Annotated in this window: 21 protein-coding genes; 8 read left to right on the top strand and 13 right to left on the bottom strand. The window is 60.8% G+C overall.

Going from position 1 to position 17,175, the window contains the following annotated elements; genetic code table 11:
* Positions 1 to 133: 133 nt before the first annotated feature.
* From ACIQY3_RS08770 to ACIQY3_RS08755, 4 genes are all read right to left on the bottom strand, one after another.
* Positions 134 to 1,093 (bottom strand): AraC family transcriptional regulator, encoded by a 960-nt coding sequence (locus ACIQY3_RS08770; protein ID WP_403018580.1) that lies wholly within the window; start codon positions 1,091 to 1,093, stop codon positions 134 to 136.
* A gap of 123 nt (positions 1,094 to 1,216) precedes the next feature.
* Positions 1,217 to 2,146, bottom strand: a complete 930-nt coding sequence (catA, locus tag ACIQY3_RS08765) for a catechol 1,2-dioxygenase (protein WP_403018579.1) — start codon at positions 2,144 to 2,146, stop codon at positions 1,217 to 1,219.
* Between the two features lie 51 nt (positions 2,147 to 2,197).
* A complete protein-coding gene (gene catC / locus ACIQY3_RS08760; protein WP_403018577.1) occupies positions 2,198 to 2,488 on the bottom strand; it encodes a muconolactone Delta-isomerase in 291 nt (96 codons plus the stop codon).
* Positions 2,489 to 2,498: 10 nt separating this feature from the next.
* On the bottom strand, positions 2,499 to 3,647 hold the full coding sequence (locus ACIQY3_RS08755) for a muconate cycloisomerase family protein (protein WP_403018576.1): 1,149 nt from the start codon (positions 3,645 to 3,647) through the stop codon (positions 2,499 to 2,501).
* A 127-nt stretch (positions 3,648 to 3,774) separates the two neighbouring features.
* Between ACIQY3_RS08755 and ACIQY3_RS08750 the strand changes: the two genes are divergently transcribed.
* Positions 3,775 to 4,659 carry a LysR family transcriptional regulator gene (locus tag ACIQY3_RS08750; RefSeq protein ID WP_403018575.1) on the top strand — a complete coding sequence of 295 codons (885 nt, stop codon included), beginning with the start codon at positions 3,775 to 3,777 and terminating at the stop codon, positions 4,657 to 4,659.
* Between the two features lie 169 nt (positions 4,660 to 4,828).
* Here the strand turns inward: ACIQY3_RS08750 and ACIQY3_RS08745 are convergent, their stop codons facing one another.
* From ACIQY3_RS08745 to ACIQY3_RS08725, 5 genes are all read right to left on the bottom strand, one after another.
* Positions 4,829 to 5,071 carry a DUF1652 domain-containing protein gene (locus tag ACIQY3_RS08745; RefSeq protein ID WP_403018574.1) on the bottom strand — a complete coding sequence of 81 codons (243 nt, stop codon included), beginning with the start codon at positions 5,069 to 5,071 and terminating at the stop codon, positions 4,829 to 4,831.
* Between the two features lie 99 nt (positions 5,072 to 5,170).
* Positions 5,171 to 6,070 (bottom strand): polysaccharide deacetylase family protein, encoded by a 900-nt coding sequence (locus tag ACIQY3_RS08740; protein ID WP_403018573.1) that lies wholly within the window; start codon positions 6,068 to 6,070, stop codon positions 5,171 to 5,173.
* Between the two features lie 148 nt (positions 6,071 to 6,218).
* Positions 6,219 to 6,527, bottom strand: a complete 309-nt coding sequence (locus ACIQY3_RS08735; RefSeq protein ID WP_403018571.1) for a hypothetical protein — start codon at positions 6,525 to 6,527, stop codon at positions 6,219 to 6,221.
* The gene (locus ACIQY3_RS08730) at positions 6,524 to 7,888 is read right to left on the bottom strand and encodes an acyclic terpene utilization AtuA family protein (RefSeq protein ID WP_403018570.1); all 1,365 of its coding nucleotides are present in this window, start codon (positions 7,886 to 7,888) and stop codon (positions 6,524 to 6,526) included. The genes ACIQY3_RS08735 and ACIQY3_RS08730 overlap by 4 nt, the downstream gene beginning before the upstream one ends.
* Entirely contained in the window at positions 7,888 to 9,180 is a 1,293-nt protein-coding gene (locus ACIQY3_RS08725) for a CitMHS family transporter (RefSeq protein ID WP_403018569.1), read from the bottom strand. Before ACIQY3_RS08725 ends, ACIQY3_RS08730 begins: the two co-directional genes overlap by 1 nt.
* 131 nt (positions 9,181 to 9,311) lie before the next feature.
* Between ACIQY3_RS08725 and ACIQY3_RS08720 the strand changes: the two genes are divergently transcribed.
* A complete protein-coding gene (locus tag ACIQY3_RS08720) occupies positions 9,312 to 10,214 on the top strand; it encodes a LysR family transcriptional regulator (RefSeq protein WP_403018567.1) in 903 nt (300 codons plus the stop codon).
* On the opposite strand, the gene ACIQY3_RS08715 is transcribed toward ACIQY3_RS08720, so the two are convergent.
* On the bottom strand, positions 10,188 to 11,135 hold the full coding sequence (locus ACIQY3_RS08715; RefSeq protein WP_403018565.1) for an ABC transporter substrate-binding protein: 948 nt from the start codon (positions 11,133 to 11,135) through the stop codon (positions 10,188 to 10,190). The genes ACIQY3_RS08720 and ACIQY3_RS08715 overlap by 27 nt on opposite strands.
* Positions 11,136 to 11,434: 299 nt before the next feature.
* Between ACIQY3_RS08715 and ACIQY3_RS08710 the strand changes: the two genes are divergently transcribed.
* The 6 genes from ACIQY3_RS08710 to ACIQY3_RS08685 all read left to right on the top strand — a co-directional run bounded on the left by ACIQY3_RS08710 (position 11,435) and on the right by ACIQY3_RS08685 (position 15,740).
* Positions 11,435 to 12,421 carry an aliphatic sulfonate ABC transporter substrate-binding protein gene (locus tag ACIQY3_RS08710; protein WP_403018563.1) on the top strand — a complete coding sequence of 329 codons (987 nt, stop codon included), beginning with the start codon at positions 11,435 to 11,437 and terminating at the stop codon, positions 12,419 to 12,421.
* Between the two features lie 90 nt (positions 12,422 to 12,511).
* Positions 12,512 to 13,348, top strand: a complete 837-nt coding sequence (locus ACIQY3_RS08705; protein ID WP_403018561.1) for an ABC transporter permease — start codon at positions 12,512 to 12,514, stop codon at positions 13,346 to 13,348.
* Between the two features lie 2 nt (positions 13,349 to 13,350).
* The gene (locus ACIQY3_RS08700; protein WP_403018559.1) at positions 13,351 to 14,064 is read left to right on the top strand and encodes an ABC transporter ATP-binding protein; all 714 of its coding nucleotides are present in this window, start codon (positions 13,351 to 13,353) and stop codon (positions 14,062 to 14,064) included.
* A gap of 29 nt (positions 14,065 to 14,093) precedes the next feature.
* A complete protein-coding gene (locus tag ACIQY3_RS08695; RefSeq protein ID WP_403018557.1) occupies positions 14,094 to 14,774 on the top strand; it encodes an SOS response-associated peptidase in 681 nt (226 codons plus the stop codon).
* 275 nt (positions 14,775 to 15,049) lie between these two features.
* A complete protein-coding gene (locus ACIQY3_RS08690; RefSeq protein ID WP_403018555.1) occupies positions 15,050 to 15,322 on the top strand; it encodes a hypothetical protein in 273 nt (90 codons plus the stop codon).
* A 190-nt stretch (positions 15,323 to 15,512) separates the two neighbouring features.
* Positions 15,513 to 15,740, top strand: coding sequence for a hypothetical protein (locus ACIQY3_RS08685; RefSeq protein WP_403018553.1), 228 nt, complete (start codon positions 15,513 to 15,515; stop codon positions 15,738 to 15,740).
* A 129-nt stretch (positions 15,741 to 15,869) separates the two neighbouring features.
* Here ACIQY3_RS08685 and ACIQY3_RS08680 read toward each other — a convergent pair whose 3' ends face one another.
* The 3 genes from ACIQY3_RS08680 to ACIQY3_RS08670 are packed head-to-tail and all read right to left on the bottom strand — an operon-like array spanning position 15,870 to position 17,104.
* Positions 15,870 to 16,034, bottom strand: coding sequence for a hypothetical protein (locus ACIQY3_RS08680; protein WP_403018781.1), 165 nt, complete (start codon positions 16,032 to 16,034; stop codon positions 15,870 to 15,872).
* A 60-nt stretch (positions 16,035 to 16,094) separates the two neighbouring features.
* A complete protein-coding gene (locus ACIQY3_RS08675; RefSeq protein WP_403018776.1) occupies positions 16,095 to 16,406 on the bottom strand; it encodes an AzlD domain-containing protein in 312 nt (103 codons plus the stop codon).
* Positions 16,406 to 17,104 carry an AzlC family ABC transporter permease gene (locus ACIQY3_RS08670; RefSeq protein ID WP_403018552.1) on the bottom strand — a complete coding sequence of 233 codons (699 nt, stop codon included), beginning with the start codon at positions 17,102 to 17,104 and terminating at the stop codon, positions 16,406 to 16,408. The genes ACIQY3_RS08675 and ACIQY3_RS08670 overlap by 1 nt, the downstream gene beginning before the upstream one ends.
* Positions 17,105 to 17,175: the final 71 nt, after the last annotated feature.

Genomic DNA, 17,175 nt, shown 5'->3' with positions numbered 1-17,175 from the left:
GTGATCGTTCCCACGCTCCGCGTGGGAATGCAGCCCGGGACGCTCCGCGTCCCATCCAAAGCCGAACGCGGAGAGTCCGTTGAGGCATTCCCACGCGGGAGCGTGGGAACGATCAGGGCTGGTTGTCAGCGATTCAATGCCGACGCTTGAGGGTATCGGACGGCAATTCGCCAAACTGCTTGCGATAGCTGTCGGAGAACCGCCCCAAATGCAGGAACCCGTAATCCATCGCCACTTCGGTGACGTTGCGCACGTTGCAGGTCGGGTCGCTCAGGCAGGCGTTGATGCGTTCGAGGCGTTTCTGGCGGATGTAGTTTTTCGGCGTGGCCCCGGCGTTGCGCTCAAACAAGCCATACAACGAACGCACACTCATCCGTGCCTGGCGGGCCAGTGCTTCGCTGTCGAAGTCTTGCTTGAGGTTGCGCGCGATGTAGTCAGCAATCATCTCGAACGTGGCCGAAGGCGAACCGAGGCTGACCCGGCTCACATTGGTCTTCATCAGGCTGAGCATTTTGCTGACGATGATCTGCGCGTAATGCTCCTGCACTTTAAGCATCGGCTCGGTGGCCTCGGCCTCCTGACAAATCATCGCCAGCAGGCTGACGAAACCTTCCAGTTGATCGAGCTGATAGCGATTCTGCAGAAACCGCACGCCCTGCCCCGGATAACCCCAGCGTTGTTCATCGCATACCGATTCCAGCAAACGCGTTGGGACTTTTAGGATGAATTTTTCGCAATCGTCGGAATAGGTCAGGTCCACCGGATCGTCAGGGTTGATCAGCAGCAACTCGCCGGGTTCGAAGTAATGTTCCTGGCCATGCCCGCGCCACAGGCAGTGACCGCGCAGCAAGACTTGCAGGTGATAGATGCTGTCGAGCGCACCGGATGTGACCCGCACGCTGGCGCCGTAGCTGATGCGGCACAGGTCCAGGCTGGCGAACTTGCGGTGATCGAGGCTGGCCAGCGGCCGACCGGCACGGGGCATCAGAATGCAATGGTTGCCGACGTGCTGATTGACGTAACCCGACACCGCGTAAGGGTCGGCGTGGTCGAATACTCTGCTGCGCTGACTCAACAGTTGCGCGTGCATCATCGGGTCACTCTCGTTGTTGATGTAGGTGTGGGAGCGGGCTTGCTCGCGAAGGCGGAGTGTCAGTCAACGATGATGTTGAGCTGATTCCGTCTTCGCGAGCAAGCCCGCTCCCACAGGAGGCGGTCAGTCTTCGAGTGCGCGCACCCGCTCGATGCGCTGTTGTTCCTCAGGTTGGGCGGACGATTGCAAGGTGAAATCGAACTCGATTTCAGCAAAGCGACCGCTGACACCGTGGGCCGCCGCCCGTTGCGGGTCGTCGCTGAAGGTGATGTGAGCGATCAGCTCGTCACGGGTGGCATAGGCGAAATCGTCGTGCAGGTATTTGTCGCCGTCGAGGTTGATCTGGGTGGTCAGGTGACGATGATCCGGCGCCGAGATAAAGAAGTGGATATGCGCCGGCCGCTGCCCGTGGCGACCCAGTTGATCGAGCAATTGCTGGGTCGGACCGTCCGGCGGGCAGCCGTAGCCCGACGGCACGATGCTGCGGAAACGGTAACGGCCTTCGGCGTCGGTGACGATCCGACGGCGCAGGTTGAACTCCGATTGCGTGGCGTCGAAGTACGAATAGGTGCCACCGGTGTTGGCGTGCCAGACATCCACCACCGCCCCGGCCAACGGTTCGCCAGCGGTATTGAACACCTGGCCTTGCATGAACAGGGTCACCCCCGGGTCGACGCCATCATCCAGCCGCGCCTCGCCGTCAGACAGCGGCGCACCGGCCACATACAGCGGCCCTTCGATGGTGCGTGGCGTGCCGCCGGACTTGCCGGCCTGCTCGTCTTCGGCGTCCATCAACAGGTCGAGGTAATGTTCCAGGCCGAGCCCGGCCACCAACAAACCGGCCTCCTGACGCGCACCCAGCACGTTGAGGTAGTTCACGGCTTTCCAGAACTCTTCCGGGGTCACGGCCAGGTCTTCGATGATGTTTACCGAATCCCGCAAGATCCGGTAAACCAGCGCCTTGACCCGTGGATCACCGGCCTCGTTGAGCAGACCACTGGCCTCTTCGAGAAACTTCTGGGCGCTGGCGGTGTGGGAGATCTTGATGTTCATGGTGGTTCCTCATCTTGTCATTATTATCGTAGCTAACTGAACGGGCCGGGTTCAGCGGTCATTCTCGTGAATCGAAGAAGGATGCCGGCACAGCGCATCAACCTCGATGGCCATGTACGGAAACAGCGGCAATTGCAGCAGCAGGTCGTGCAGTTCCTGGACGCTGTCGACATCGAACACGCTGTAATTGGCGTAGTGCCCGGCGATGCGCCACAGGTGGCGCCACTTGCCCTGCTCTTGCAGGCGCTGGGCCAGGGCTTTCTCGTCGGCCTTGAGGCTCGCGGCGGTTTCCGGGTTCATGTCGAGCGGCAGGTTCACGGTCATTTTTACGTGGAACAGCATGATGCTCTCCTCAGGCTTGATAAACGGCAGTGGTTGACTTGTCACGGCGGAAAAACGCCAGACGTTCTTCATCCAGGCTCAGGCCCAGGCCCGGTGTTTTCGGGACGTGCAACTCAAAATCGCGATAGACCAATGGCTCGCTGAGAATGTCTTCGGTCAGCAGCAGCGGGCCGAACAGTTCAGTGTCCCAGGCCAGTTTGTTCAGGGTGACAAAGGCATGGGCCGAGGCCAGGGTGCCGATCCCACCTTCGAGCATGGTGCCGCCGTACAGGCCGATACCGGCCGCTTCGGCAATCGCGGCGGTACGCAGCACGGCGCGGGGGCCGCCGTTCTTGGCGATCTTCAGGGCGAACACCGAAGCTGCACCTTCGCGAGCGAGGTTGAAGGCGTCTTCCACACATTCGATGGACTCGTCGGCCATGATCGGCGCCGGGCTGATCGCGTTCAGGCGTGCCATGCCGGTGCGATTGTTGCGGGAGATCGGTTGTTCGATCAGGTCGATGCCATTGGTGCCGAGGATCCGGCAGGCGCGCAGTGCCACCGCTTCGTCCCAGGCCTGATTGACATCGACCCGCACACTGGCGCGATCGCCCAGGGCTTTCTTGATTGCGATGACGTGGGCCAGGTCGCGGTTGACCTCGCCAGCACCGATTTTCAACTTGAAGATCCGGTGGCGGCGCAGGTCGAGCATTTTTTCCGCTTCGGCGATGTCCTGCTCGGTGTCGCCGCTGGCCAGGGTCCAGGCCACCGGCAACGCCTCGCGAACCCGACCGCCGAGCAATTCACTGACCGCCAGCCCGAGGCGCTTGCCCTGGGCGTCGAGCAACGCGGTTTCGATGCCGGACTTGGCGAACGTATTGCCACGAATGCTGCGTTCCAGACGCAACATCGCCGCGTTGACGTTGCCGCTGTCCTGGCCGATCAGCAATGGCGCAAAGTGTTGGTCGATGTTGGTCTTGATGCTGTCGGGGCTTTCATTGCCATAGGCCAGGCCACCGATGGTGGTGGATTCGCCGATGCCTTCGATGCCATCGGCGCAGCGCACACGGATGATCACCAGGGTCTGGTTCTGCATGGTGTGCATCGCCAGTTTGTGCGGGCGGATGGTCGGCAGATCGACGATGATCGTCTCGATCGATTCAATGGCTGTTGCACGCATGTCGATACCCGTCAGGTTCTTAAAGTTCTGAATCGGATTCTCATACGGCTTTTACGTGGCGGCCAATATAGAATTGGTCTGGCTTGATACCTTAAAGGTATTCAACTCGTGAGCATTTGGAGGCCCCATGGAACTGCGTCACCTGCGTTATTTTCAGGTGTTGGCTCAAACCCTCAACTTCACCCGCGCCGCCGAGCTGTTGCACATCGCCCAACCGCCCCTGAGTCGACAGATCCAGCAACTGGAAGACGAACTCGGGGTGATGTTGCTGGAGCGTGGACGGCCGCTGAAGCTGACCGACGCCGGGCGGTTTTTCCATGAGCATTCAAGTGCGTTGCTGGAGCAACTGGGCAAGGTCTGCGACAACACGCGACGGATCGGCCTGGGGGAAAAGACCTGGCTGGGTATCGGCTTTGCGCCGTCGACGCTGTATGGCGTGCTGCCGGAACTGATTCGGCGCTTGCGCAACCACGAGCGCCTGGAACTGGAACTTGGGCTGTCGGAAATGACCACCCTGCAACAGGTGCAAGCGCTTAAGGCCGGGCGCATTGATGTGGGTTTCGGGCGCATTCGCATCGACGACCCGGCGATTATCCAGACCGTTTTGACCGAAGATCGCCTGGTCGCCGCCCTGCCCGCCGGCCACCCGCTGCTGGCCGGCCCTATCAGCCTGCGGGACCTGGCAAAAGAACCCTTCGTGCTCTACCCCGGCAACCCGCGCCCAAGCTATGCCGACCATGTGATCGCCCTGTTCGAATCCTATGGCGTAAGCATCCACGTGGCGCAATGGACCAACGAACTGCAAACCGCGATCGGCCTGGTGGGCGCAGGCATCGGCGTCACCCTGGTCCCCGCCTCGGTGCAACTGCTGCACCGCGACGACATCGGCTTCACCCCACTGCTGGAAGACAACGCCACCTCACCGATCATCCTCAGCCGCCGGGTGGGCGACGTGTCACCGGGTTTGAACCATTGTTTACAGATGATTGATGAGTTGGTGCCAAACGATTAAATGGGCGACGTATAACCTGTGGCGAGGGGGCTTGCCCCCGTTCGGCTGCGAAGCAGTCGTAAATCCTACCGATACGGTTTGCCTGACAGAACGCGGGGGCCGCTTCGCGACCCAACGGGGGCAAGCCCCCTCGCCACAGCAAGCCCCCTCGCCACCAGGACTCATTGCTTCAGCCGGTAAACGCCCGCCGCCCCGCGCGCATTTCGGTGCGAAGTTCGCCGATCAGGTTGGATATATCGCGGACGGTGGTCAGTTGCGCCGGCGAGACGCCGGTGAGCAACAGATCGATGCGCCCGGTCGCCGGTTCGAAGACCTTGATCCGCAGGGTGCCGTCGGGGTTTACCGAGCAGTCGCACGAAAGCGGCTGAAAACCGGACGTCACGATGCGGCAAAGTTCTGGAATCGAAACCATGACGGGGGCCTCCATGGCGGTTGATTGAACTCGACCCGATCAGCATAGATACGCTTTTGCCAGCCTGCACATCGAGCGCCAAAAATTATTCGCGATCCCTCAATGGCTATCGCCGTCCCACAGCCAGTTCCAGATGCCCGGCAATTGCACCGGTTCCGCACTTTCGGTGACGGTGCGGGCCATGGCCGCGCGCAGCAGTTGCCCTTGATCGTCGTAAAACGGCTTCGGCGCGGTTTTCACCCCGGTGGCTTTGGCGCTGTCGATCAGGATCTGCAGGTATTCACGGGTATGCCGGGCGGTGTAGCGGTTGAGGTCGTGGAAGGTCACCACCACCGGTATCACCCCGTCCACCGTGGGCAGCTCACCTTGGGCGATGCGCTCACGAATTTCCGATAACTGGCGCAGCATGTTCGCCCGGCGCCGGGGGCTGGCGTTGAAGCCCCAGATCTTGCCGTCATTCGCGCTCACGTCGGTCAACAATACGTGCATGCCATGCCGTTGGTAGGCGGCGAAGGTGCGCGTGTCGTAATTCCAGAACGGCGGCCGCATCAGGCTCGGCGGCGCCCCGGTGATCGCGGCGATGGCGGCGCTGCCGTTGCTCAGGGACTGCTCCAGGTCTTCAGGACTCAACGAACGATGATTGGTGTGAAAATGGGTGGCCGTATGAAAACCGAGAATCTGCCCTTCGGCATGCTCGCGCTGCATGACTCGCCGACCGATGTCGCTGTCGCCGGCCCGGGGCGCGCCGGTCTGGACGAAGAACACCGCTTTGATATTCGGTTGCAACGGGTTTTGCGCGAGGCCGTCGAGTACGGTGTCGGTGGGGTTCCAGAAGCTTGACGCACTGGGGCCGTCATCGAAGGTCAGCAGAAAACGGATCGGCGCCTGGGTTTGCAGACGCTGTTGTGTCTGCGGCGTCAGTTCGATAGGCGATGCGATGCAGCCCGTCAACCCGATAGCCAGGGCAAGCGCCGATAGAACCTTGAACAGTTGCGTCATGTTTTGCCTTGGGCCAGACCGTTGCGGTCGTCACGTTAATGGCAAAAACCCCTCGCCCGGTGATCCTCCAATGGGCCCGCCGGTGGCGACGGGCCCAGGTTGGAACAGGGTACACAGTTTTGGTTCAAGTGCCGCTATGTCAGGTGTTTCAAAGCTCCAGATCGAGCAACGCAGCACCCAGCGCCTTGCCGTGGGCATCGATGGCCAGGGATCGGGTGACGCCACCGCGCAAAATGCCGGGCAACACGAAATTCAGCGCGTGGACGTTGGGCAATTCGTAGCGCCGTACCGGCGGGCCTTGCAGGTCCAGCAGTTCAGCGAAATGCGCGGTGACTCGCTCCACTGTCAGCCATTCACGCAGGCGGGGAAAGTCCTCGGCGCGAAAGGCAATCACCGAAATGTTCGAGGTATCGCCCTTGTCCCCGGTTCGGGAATGGGCCAGTTCACGCAGCTTCATGCCAAGTCCTCTGAATGAATCTGCAACGTAACGGTATCCCGCGGCAACAACAGCGAAGCCACCGCTACCACCTGGCGCACCGACTTGCTCGCCCCGCCGCCGCCATAAGGTCCGTTGGTGTACAACGTTTCCACTTCATTACCAATTCGCACGGCTTCGGCGCGATCCGCGCAACGGGCCGCGACGCGCAGGCGCACTTCCCAAGGTTCGCTGTCCGTCCGTGAACCCAATTCACCACCGTGCAAGGCATCGACGCCAATCAACTCGGCACGAATCTCTTCAAACACCACGCCGGTCAGCTTCAAGCGCTCCAGCACCACGTCCCGTGCCAGTCGCCCCCGAGCCAGCGCACCGGGGCCACCATAGGAAATCTGGCCCTCGCCAATCCAGCCATCGAGATAACCCACCGAGACCTTCAGCGACTGCGGTCGCGCCCGACCGTCAGCACCTGACGCCAGTACCCGGTCCGGCCCTTGAACGCTGAAGGACACCCCGGAAAAATCGGCGCTGACATCCGGCGTGAGATACGCCGCCGGGTCATGCACTTCGTAGATCATCTGCTCGGTACAGGTCGCGGTATCGATGCGCCCACCGGAGCCGGCGACCTTGCTGATCACCGCCCGCCCCGTGGCATCGACCTCGGCCAGCGGGAACCCAAGGCGCGCCAGATCCGGCACATCCTTGAACCCCGGATCAGCGAAATAACCACCGCTGATTTGCCCGGCACATTCGAGCAAATGCCCGACCAACGTACCGCGCCCCAAACGCGACCAATCGTCCGCCGCCCAGCCGAATTCGAACATCTGCGGCGCGAGAAACAGCGACGGATCCGCCACGCGACCGGTGATTACCACGTCGGCATCAGCCCGCAGCGCGTCGATGATGCCGTCCACACCCAGATAGGCGTTGGCCGAAATCAGGCGCTCGCCCAAGGAAGCCAGGGTCTTTCCGTTATCCAGAGTCTGCGACGGATCGCCCAGCAGAGTCGCCAGTACATCGTCACCGGTCAGCGCGACCACTTTCAGCCCCGACATCCCCAGTTCCCCGGCAATGCGCCGCACTTCCTGCGCCGCCGCCAGAGGATTGGCCGCGCCCATGTTGGTGATCACCCGCAAGCGGCGGCGCTGCCCCTCGGCACCGCGCCCGACAAAGGGCAGCACCCGGCGCATGCGTTCGCTCAGCAGCGGGTCGAAACCGGCGCGCGGGTCGAGCAACCGCGCCTGTTGCGCCAGGGCAATGGTGCGCTCGGCCAGGCATTCGAACACCAGGTAATCCAGCTCGCCGTGCTCGGCCAGTTCGATCGCCGGTTCAATGCGGTCGCCGGAGTAACCGGCACCCGAACCGATGCGTAAGGTTTTCATCAGAACACTCCAAAGAGCAGCGCGGTCACGGTCATGAGCACCGAGGCAGCGAACAGAAACGGGATGGTGAAGCGTTGGTGATCCGCCAGTTCAATCTTGCACAGCCCAACCAAGAGGAAGGTCGCCGGGGTCAACGGGCTGACCGGGAACCCGGTGGTGTGCACGCCCAATAGCGAGGCCTGGGCCACTTGCAGCGGATCGACACCCAGGGCGCGGCCGACTTCGGCCACCACCGGCATGATGCCGAAGTAGAAGGAATCCGGATCAAACAGCAGGCTCAGGGGCATCGAGATAAAGCCCACCACCATCGGAATCAACTTGCCATGCCCGGCGGGAATCTGCGCCACCGCGACTTCAGCCATGGCCTTGAGCATGCCGCTGCCCTGCATGATCCCGGTGAACACCCCGGCGGCCAAAAGAATGCTGGCCATGGTCAAAGCGGTTTTGGCATGGGCGTCGATCCGCGCACGTTGCGCATCGACGTTCGGGTAGTTGATGCACAAGGCCAACACAGTGCCGAGCATGAACATCACCACCGGGTCGACAACCCCGGCAATCATCACGCCCATCACCACCACCGTCAGCACCAGGTTGAGCCAGAACAGCCGTGGCTTGCGCAGGGCCACTTCGGCCTCGGTCAACACTCGTTGCGGCATTACGTCCACCACCGCGCCGGCGCCCAGGCCCAAGCGTTTTTCTTCGCGGCGACCGAGGAACCAGGCGCAGGTGAAGACGAAGATCAGGCCGACAATCTGCACGGGAATCAGCGGTTGAAACAGGTCCGCCACCGGCACATGCAACGCCGCTGATGAACGCAGCACCGGGCCGGTCCACGGCAAAAAGTTAACCCCGGCTGCCATTGCGGTAACGCAGGCGAGGATGCGTTTATCCATACCAAGCCGCGTGTACAACGGCAGCATCGCCGGGATGGTCACGAGGAAAGTCACCGCCCCGGAACCGTCCAGATGCACCAGCAACGCCAATAGCGCAGTGCCCATGACGATGCGGGTCGGGCGAGTGCCGACGCGTTTGAGGATGCGGTCAATGATCGGGTCGAGCATCCCGGCGTCGGTCATCACGCCGAAGAACAGAATCGCGAATACAAACATGCCGACCACCGGGGCGACGTTCTTGATCCCGGTAATGATGAAGGCGCTGGTTTGCAGGCCGAAGCCACCGAGCAGCGCGGCAATGATCGGCAAGGCGATCAGGGCAACCAGGGGCGACAGGCGTTTGCTCATCACCGCGACGAGCAAACAGAGAATGGTGATGACACCGAGTGTGGCAAGCATGGGCAGGTCCTGTTCGGCATTTCTGCTCGCGGCGGCGATGAAATGCGCTGTTGTTGTTTTCACCGAGTATTGGAATTGCGGGTAATCTTTGTAAATTGAAATGTTCGGCTGCCTGCATTCGGAAAAACAAAATGAAGAATTCAATCCAGCACATCCGCGCCTTCCTGGTCGTGGCGCAAACCGGCAACTTCGCCAAAGCGGCGGTGGCGCTGAACCTCTCGCCGTCGGCCCTGACCGTGCAGATTCAACAACTGGAAGACTGGCTCGGGGTCGCCCTGCTCGAACGCAGCCCCCGGCATGTGGCGCTGACCAGCGCCGGGCAAAGTGCGCTGCTGCCTATGGAGAAGTTATTGCTGGATCTGGACAACATCGTCAGCGCTTCGCGGGATTTGGCGTCGTTGCGCCGGGGCGTGGTGACTATCGCGGCCCTGCCATCGTTGTGCGCCGCCGCCCTGCCGCCGCTGTTGAAGCAGTTTCGCGAGCAGTTTCCGGGGGTCGAGGTGCGATTGCGCGATGTGGTGGCGCAACGGATCGACACGCTGGTGCGCGATGGCGAAGTGGATTTCGGCCTCGGCGTGCGGGCGCGGATGAGCCATGGGTTGGAGTTTCAAACGGTGCTGGAGGATCGGCTGTGCCTGTTCATCCCCGCCGATCACTCGTTGGCCGGGCGGCGCTCGGTCAAACTGAATGAACTGACGGATCAACCGATCATCCTGACCGGGCGCGACAGCAGCGTGCGGGAGTTGGTGGAGCAACTGTTCGCCGACGCACAGTTGCCATTGTCACCAGGGCTGGAAGCCAATTACATGTCGACGGTGCTGGCACTGGTGCGCCAGGGTTTGGGCGTGAGCCTGCTGCCCGAATCAGCCGATGACGGCCGGGATGATCTGGTCAAAGTGCCGGTGGATCATCCCGGCGTCACGCGCCAGATTGGCCTGATCACCCGCACGGGTCAGGCCATGGCGCCGGCAGCGCAGCGCTTTATCGACATGCTGCAGGGTGACGGTTTACTCGGCGAAGGACTTTTGGAATGAGTTGTCGATGATCGGCGCCGTCGCGAAGGCTGCCGGCAGCGCCTTGACCTTGAACAGGAAGTCCGCGGTGCTCTGCAAATCCGCTGCCGCTTGCTGATCCACCGGGCCAACGGTCATGTGGGCCTGGCGCAGCCAATGACGGGAAACCTCCTGATCAAGGTTGGCCTTCTTCGCCCAGAGGTCGGCGTACTCGTCGGTGTGGTTATCGACCCAGGCCCGGGCCTTTTTCAGGCGTCCAAGGAAGTCGGCGATGGCTTCGCGCTTGCTGTCGATGGACGGCGTCGAGGCGGCAATCGCGCTGAGGCCGGGCATCAAGCTCTTGGCGGTGAGAATCGGACGGGCGCCGGAGAACAGAATCTGTTGCGAGATGTACGGTTCCCATACCGGGAACGCATCGATGCTGCCCTGAGGCAAGGCTGCTGCCGCGTCAATCGGCATCAACTTGATGAAGTCGACATAGTCTTCCGGCAGGTCGGCTTTCTCCAGGGCGCGCAAGGTCAGTTGCTGGCTCCAGGCGCCGGGCCAATACGCGACTTTCTTGCCCTTGAGGTCGGCGATGGTTTTGACCGGAGAATCCTTGGGCACCAACAACGCGATGGTGTCCGGGTTCTGCCGCGACACGCCGATCAGCTTCACCGGCGCCTGTTTCGCGGCGAGGAACAGAAAGCCTGAATCACCGAGAAAGCCCAGGTCCAGTGCGCCGGTGTTCAGCGCTTCCGCCAATGGCGCGGCGGCCTGGAAGTGTTTCCAGTCAACGGTGTACGGCGCCCCTTCCAGCACACCCGAGGCCTCCACCGAGGCACGAACGTTGTAGTAGTTCTGGTCGCCGACGTGCAGGACGACGGGGTCATTGGCGTAGGCAAAAGGTGCGGCGAATAGCGCGCTGATCAGCACGCTGCGCAAGAATCGGGACGGGTTCATCGGAGGCTCCGGGGGTGTTATTCCGATAGACCATAACGCTCTTATCACAAGCTTTTTAAATTCGATTTATGCATAAGCTCATGACTGGCAAACCACAGTGTTGGCCCAGCAACAGCGACTCAACAGACTGTTCTGCTTGAGTCATCGATTTGCCAACTTAACCCCCGCCAGCGTCCCGAAAACCGGCAAAACCTAGGACATGGCACAGAGCCTGCAATATTCCTTTTATGCAGGATGCATTCGTAGCTACCAATCATCAGGACATAAGAATCCCGTTGCCTTGCCGGAGTTTCACCCCCATGAATCGCCTCTTCCGTTTTGCCAAAGCCAGGCACCTGATCAGCGCCGTCGCTATCGCCCTGAGCCTGCAACCCCTGGCCCAGGCCGCCGAAACCACCCCGGCCGAAGTGCATCTGGATTACGCCTATTACTCGCCCGTCAGCCTGGTGCTCAAGCACTTCGGCTTCCTGGAAAAAGCCCTGCCCCAGACCAAGGTCGGCTGGGTGTTGAGCCAGGGCAGTAACCGCTCTTTGGAATACCTCAACAGCGGTGGCGTCGATTTCGCTTCGTCCGCCAGCCTCGCGGCGGTGTTGAGCCGGGCGAATGGCAGCCCGATCAAGTCGGTGTACGTGTACAGCCGCGCCGAATGGACCGCGCTGGTGGTGCGCAAGGATTCGCCCTATAAAACCGTGGCCGACCTGAAAGGCAAGAAAATCGCCGCCACCAAAGGCACCGACCCGTACCTGTTTACCTTGCGCAGCCTGCAACAGGCCGGCCTGAGCAAGGACGACGTGGAACTGGTGCACTTGCAGCATCCGGACGGTCGCACCGCTTTGGAAAAAGGCGACGTCGACGCCTGGGCCGGGCTGGATCCGCACATGGCCGCGAGCCAGGTCCAGGCCGGTTCACGCTTGCTGTATCGCAACACCAATTTCAACAGTTACGGCGTGGTCAGCGTCACCGACAGCTACGCCAAGGAACACCCGAAAACCATCGAAACCGTGCTCAACGCTTACGAACAGGCGCGGGAATGGGCGGTGAAAAACCCGGAAGAACTGGCGCAGTTGCTCGCCACGGAATCGGGTTTGCCGCTGGAAGTGGCCAAGCTGCAACTGTCGCGTACTGACCTGAGCAGCCCGCAATTGACCGCCAAGGATGTGATTGCGTCCAAGGCTGCGGCGCCGATTCTGGTGTCCGAAGAGCTGGTTCGCAAAGGGGTTAACGTCGATCAAGTCATTGATCAGTTGATTGACACAGGCTTCAAGGAAACCGTGGCCCGTCAATAAAAGCAAAAGATCGCAGCCTTCGGCAGCTCCTACGCGCCTGTGGGCGCCGCCGCAGGCTGCGATCTTTTGATCTTGGCCTGGAGAAAACCCATGACCAGCAAAAGTAAATCGCTGCCCGCCCCTCTGGCATTACCCGCCCCCCGCCGCCTCAGCAACGCCTGGCAACTGCGCCTCAAAGGCCTGGCCCTGCCGGTCCTGATCATTCTCATTCTGGAATTCGTCGTGCGCATCGGCTGGCTGCCGTCCTACCAGATGCCCGCCCCCAGCGAAGTGGCGATGACCCTCGGTGACCTCGCCGAAGGTGCACTGTGGAAACACATCAGTGCCAGTCTTTTGCGGGTGTTGCTGGGCTTCGCCATCGGCGCGAGCCTGGCCCTGGTGTTTGCCGCGTGGGTCGGTTTGAGCCGCGAAGCCGAGGCTTATCTGGAACCGACTTTCGCCGGCCTGCGTTCAATTCCGAGCCTGGCCTGGGTGCCGTTGTTGCTGCTGTGGCTGGGCATCGACGAGACGTCGAAAATCGTCCTGATCGCCATCGGCGCGTTCTTCCCGGTGTACCTCAACGGCGTCGCGGCGATCCGCGACATCGACCGCAAACTGGTGGAAGTCGGGCAGATGTACGGTTTCAGCCACGCCCGGTTGGTGCGGCGGATTTTGCTGCCCGCCGCCCTGCCCGGCCTGTTCACCGGGTTGCGCAGCGGCATGAGCCTGGCCTGGATGTTTCTGGTGGCCGCCGAACTTATCGCCGCGACCAAAGGCCTTGGCTATCTGCTCAGCGACGGTCGCGAAACTTCGCGCCCGGACATCGTCCTCGCGGCGATTATTGTGCTGGCGGTGCTGGGCAAACTCAGCGACGGCATCCTCGCCGGCCTGGAGAAACGTTTCCTGGCCTGGCGCGACACCTTCAACGGCCAAAGCGCAGAGGATTGAGCATGACCGAACACCTGCTGGACATTCGCGTGGAGCGCAAAACCTTCGCCGCCACCACCGTGCTCAACAACATCCACCTGCAATTGAAGCCTCGGGAAACCGTGAGCCTGCTGGGCCCCAGCGGTTGCGGCAAAAGCACCTTGCTGCGGATCGTCGCCGGACTGGAAAAGGACTTTCAGGGCGAACTGAAAAACAATGCCGGTGAAGTGGCGTTCGTGTTTCAGGAACCGCGCCTGATGCCGTGGCTGACGGTGGAGCAGAACATCGGATTCAGCGCCGACAACCGCTACGACAAAGCCTGGGTGGCGCAGTTGATCGAAGAAGTCGGCCTCGGCGGATTTGCCCAGGCGTTGCCCAAAGCCTTGTCCGGCGGCATGGCGCAACGGGTGGCCATCGCACGCGGCCTGTATTCGCGCCCGCAAGTGCTGTTGCTCGACGAACCCTTCAGCGCCGTCGATGCCTTTACCCGGATGAAACTCCAGGACCTGCTGCTGCAACTGGCCGAGCGCCACGCGATTGCCCTGCTGCTGGTGACCCACGATGTCGATGAAGCGCTGTACCTGAGCGACCGGGTGCTGGTGATGGATCATCGGCCGAGCCGCATTCGTCAGGAATTGGCGGTGGAACTCGCCCATCCCCGCGATCGTCGTGACCCGTTGCTGGCGCGGCTCAAGGCGTTGTCGTTGACCGAGTTGCAACTGGCGCATGTCATCTAAGCTGAAATCTCCAGTGGGAGATTTCGCTGATGTGCGGACGCCTGTCGCAGTACCGGGGCATTCACGATTTCGTGGCGGTGTTGAGCATCCCCGACGCGTTGATCAACCACGTCGGCGATGAACCGCTGGCCCGCTACAACGCGGCGCCCACCACGCAACTGGCACTGTTTTATCTGCAAAGCGATGGGCTGCACGCTGACAACGTGCGCTGGGGCTGGCGGCCACACTGGGCAAAGGATCGCGCGGCGCCGATCAACGCACGGGGCGAGAACGTTGCCCACGGGCCGTTCTTCCGGTCGATCTGGCCGCACCGGGCGATTTGTCCGGTCGACAACTGGTTCGAATGGGTGGATGAAGGGGAAGCCAAGCGTCAACCGTGGCTGATCCGCCACCGCGACGGGACGCCGATTTTCTGTGCGGCGATCGGGCAGTTTCCGGCCGGTGATCCCGAACCTCAGGCCGAGGTCGGTTTTGTGATCATCACCGCCGACAGCGCCGGTGGTCTGCTCGACATTCATGACCGGCGGCCGGTGGTGTTGTCGGCGGAATTGGCGCGGGAATGGCTCGACCCGGCCACTCCCAGGGATCGCGCCGAAGACATGCTGTTGATGCAGGGTGAAACCAGCGAACGTTTCCAGTGGTACAGGGTCGGCAAAGCGGTAGGTAATGTCCGGAACCAGGACGCCACGCTAATTGATGAGCTGCCATGAGGTTTATCCAGCCCTGCGTGAATAGCCGTACAAAAAACTTGCCTATATAAACAGGAAACTCAAACGTTACATTAAGTGTTTCATGGGAGAGACAGTTATATATACGCGGCTGTTTGACGCATAACCGCTTGTCTGACATTTCAACCGTCATACATACATTTAACAGGACTACAGATAGCATGCGCGCCGCATTTCCATAAGCACGCACAGTTGACCAAAGAGTCAACAACCCCAGGAAATCCCTACAACTTTTACACATCTTGCAGAGAAATAAGTTGCGCGACGATTTTGCACTCAAACAAGTCGGTGAGCTGGCGTGTGTCTATCTTTCGATGACAGAACACTTGCAACTCGACTGCTTTATCGGCAATTACATCAAGACTCGAAACCTGCGCTCAGTCGCTGAAATCAGCGGCGTTCTGCGCTCCACGCTGCAAAGTTATCCGGGCAAACCGCCGGTGATGATCAATGAGCTCAACGCCTGGCTCGACAAGACCCTCGGCTATCGAGCGGCCCACCCCGACTTTCCACAGTTGGAAGACGTCTGAAACAACGCTCCCAGGCCACGTCAGCACCAGAACTGAACGAACCCGCCCTGGGAGCACTCTGAATGTAGAGGCCGGATTGGCCTCTTGTTTTTCAGGCGACCCTATTTCTGCATGACACTGGTACCGCAGATCTCTCTGAATTCCCTGTTCAATGACTAAGCCACATCTGGCTGGCTCCAAATGGAATTACATGAGCGAACTTGTCCCTTATGCCGTGCATTACCTGCTCGACGGTGTGCGACAACACTTTTTCAAATTGGCGGCGGGGTTTTCCGATGTGGAAGCCATCCAGTCGGCGTCTGCGCATGCCTATCCCGAATCCGGGCAAAAGATTGCGCCCCACGCGAGTCTCGAAACCGCGCGTAATAAAGCCCAGCAATTGGGTATTACGCATATTCGCTGGAATGAGGCGATTTGATTTTGCCAAATACCTGTGTTGGAGCGGGCTTGCTCGCGAAGGCGTCCGTTCAGTCGATGTAGATGGTGACTGACACAACGCCTTCGCGAGCAAGCCCGCTCCCACATGGGTTCATTGCTTCCAAAGAAATCAGGGTTTCAAGGGAAATTCTCTATCGCGTTCCGACAGTTCTTTCCCGTCATCCGGATGCTTCCAGTCCGGCGTCGAGCGTCGCTGCCGCTGGATCTCTTCTTCGCTCGGTTCGTCCGTGTCGTCATCCAGGTCCGGCTGCTTGGGTTCGGTTGCCATGTGCACCTCGCTTCCTGAAGGGATCAAATATCCGCTTTAAGCGTAGAACATTTCCCCCCGCCCGGCTCACAGCCACCAGCGCAGCAAAAAGAAGAAGCCCATGCTCAACAACATGCTGAGCAGCGTGTTGCGGGTGTAGAGCACCAATCCCACGGCCACCAGCGAGCTGAGCAGGTAAGGGTTATCCCACTGCAGATTCAGCTGTTTGTCCGGCATAAACACGATCGGCCCGCAAATCGCCGTCAACATGCCCGGCACGGCAAAGCCGAGAAACTGCCGCGCATTGCTGCTCAGACGCACCGGCAGTCGCGGTTCGAGAAACACGTAGCGGTTCAAGAACACCAACATGCCCATGCCGATAATCACTGCCCAAACGATCATGTGCGCTCCAGATACAGCTTGTTGCAGATAAACCCGGCGGTCATGCCCGCCAGCCCCGACAGCACCAGGGCCGAGCCCCATTGCCAATAGCTGAACAGCACCGAACAGAACAGCGACACCGCCACGCAGACCACCGTCGGCACATTGCGCACCACCGGGGTGATCAGGGCGATAAAGGTCGCCGCGATGGAGAAGTCCAGGCCCAGGTGTTCCAGGCCCGGAATGCTGCTGCCTAACACGATGCCCGCCAGGGTGAACAGGTTCCAGGCGATGTAGAACGTCAGCCCTACGCCCAACGCGTACCAGCGGTTGAACTGTTGTTTGTCGTGCTGGCTGGTCAGGGCGAACAACTCATCGGTGAGCAGAAAACCCAACCCCACCCGCCAGCGACCCGGCAACGGTGAAATCACTGAACGCATGCTCATCCCATACAGCAAGTGCTGGGAGGTCAGCAGCAGCGTGGTCAGCAGGATCGAAAAGACCCCGGCCCCGCCCTTGAGCATGCCGATGGCCACCAATTGCGCGGCGCCGGCAAACACGATGCTCGACAAGCCCTGGCCTTGCAGCGGCGTGAGGTTGGCCTCGATGGCCATGGAGCCGGCCAACAGCCCCCACGGCGCGGTGGCCAGAGACAACGGCATGATCGCCGCCGCGCCACGCAGAAAGGCACTGCGCGGCATGTGTGAATTCGACATAACGCTCTACAACCCGTGGAAAGACCACCGACTGTGCCAGCAGACGCCGGCGAAGGCTTGAACAATCTTGC

Source organism: Pseudomonas sp. NPDC096950 (genome assembly GCF_044762525.1).
Classification (GTDB): Bacteria; Pseudomonadota; Gammaproteobacteria; order Pseudomonadales; family Pseudomonadaceae; genus Aquipseudomonas.
This window is presented reverse-complemented; position numbering and strand designations above follow the sequence as displayed.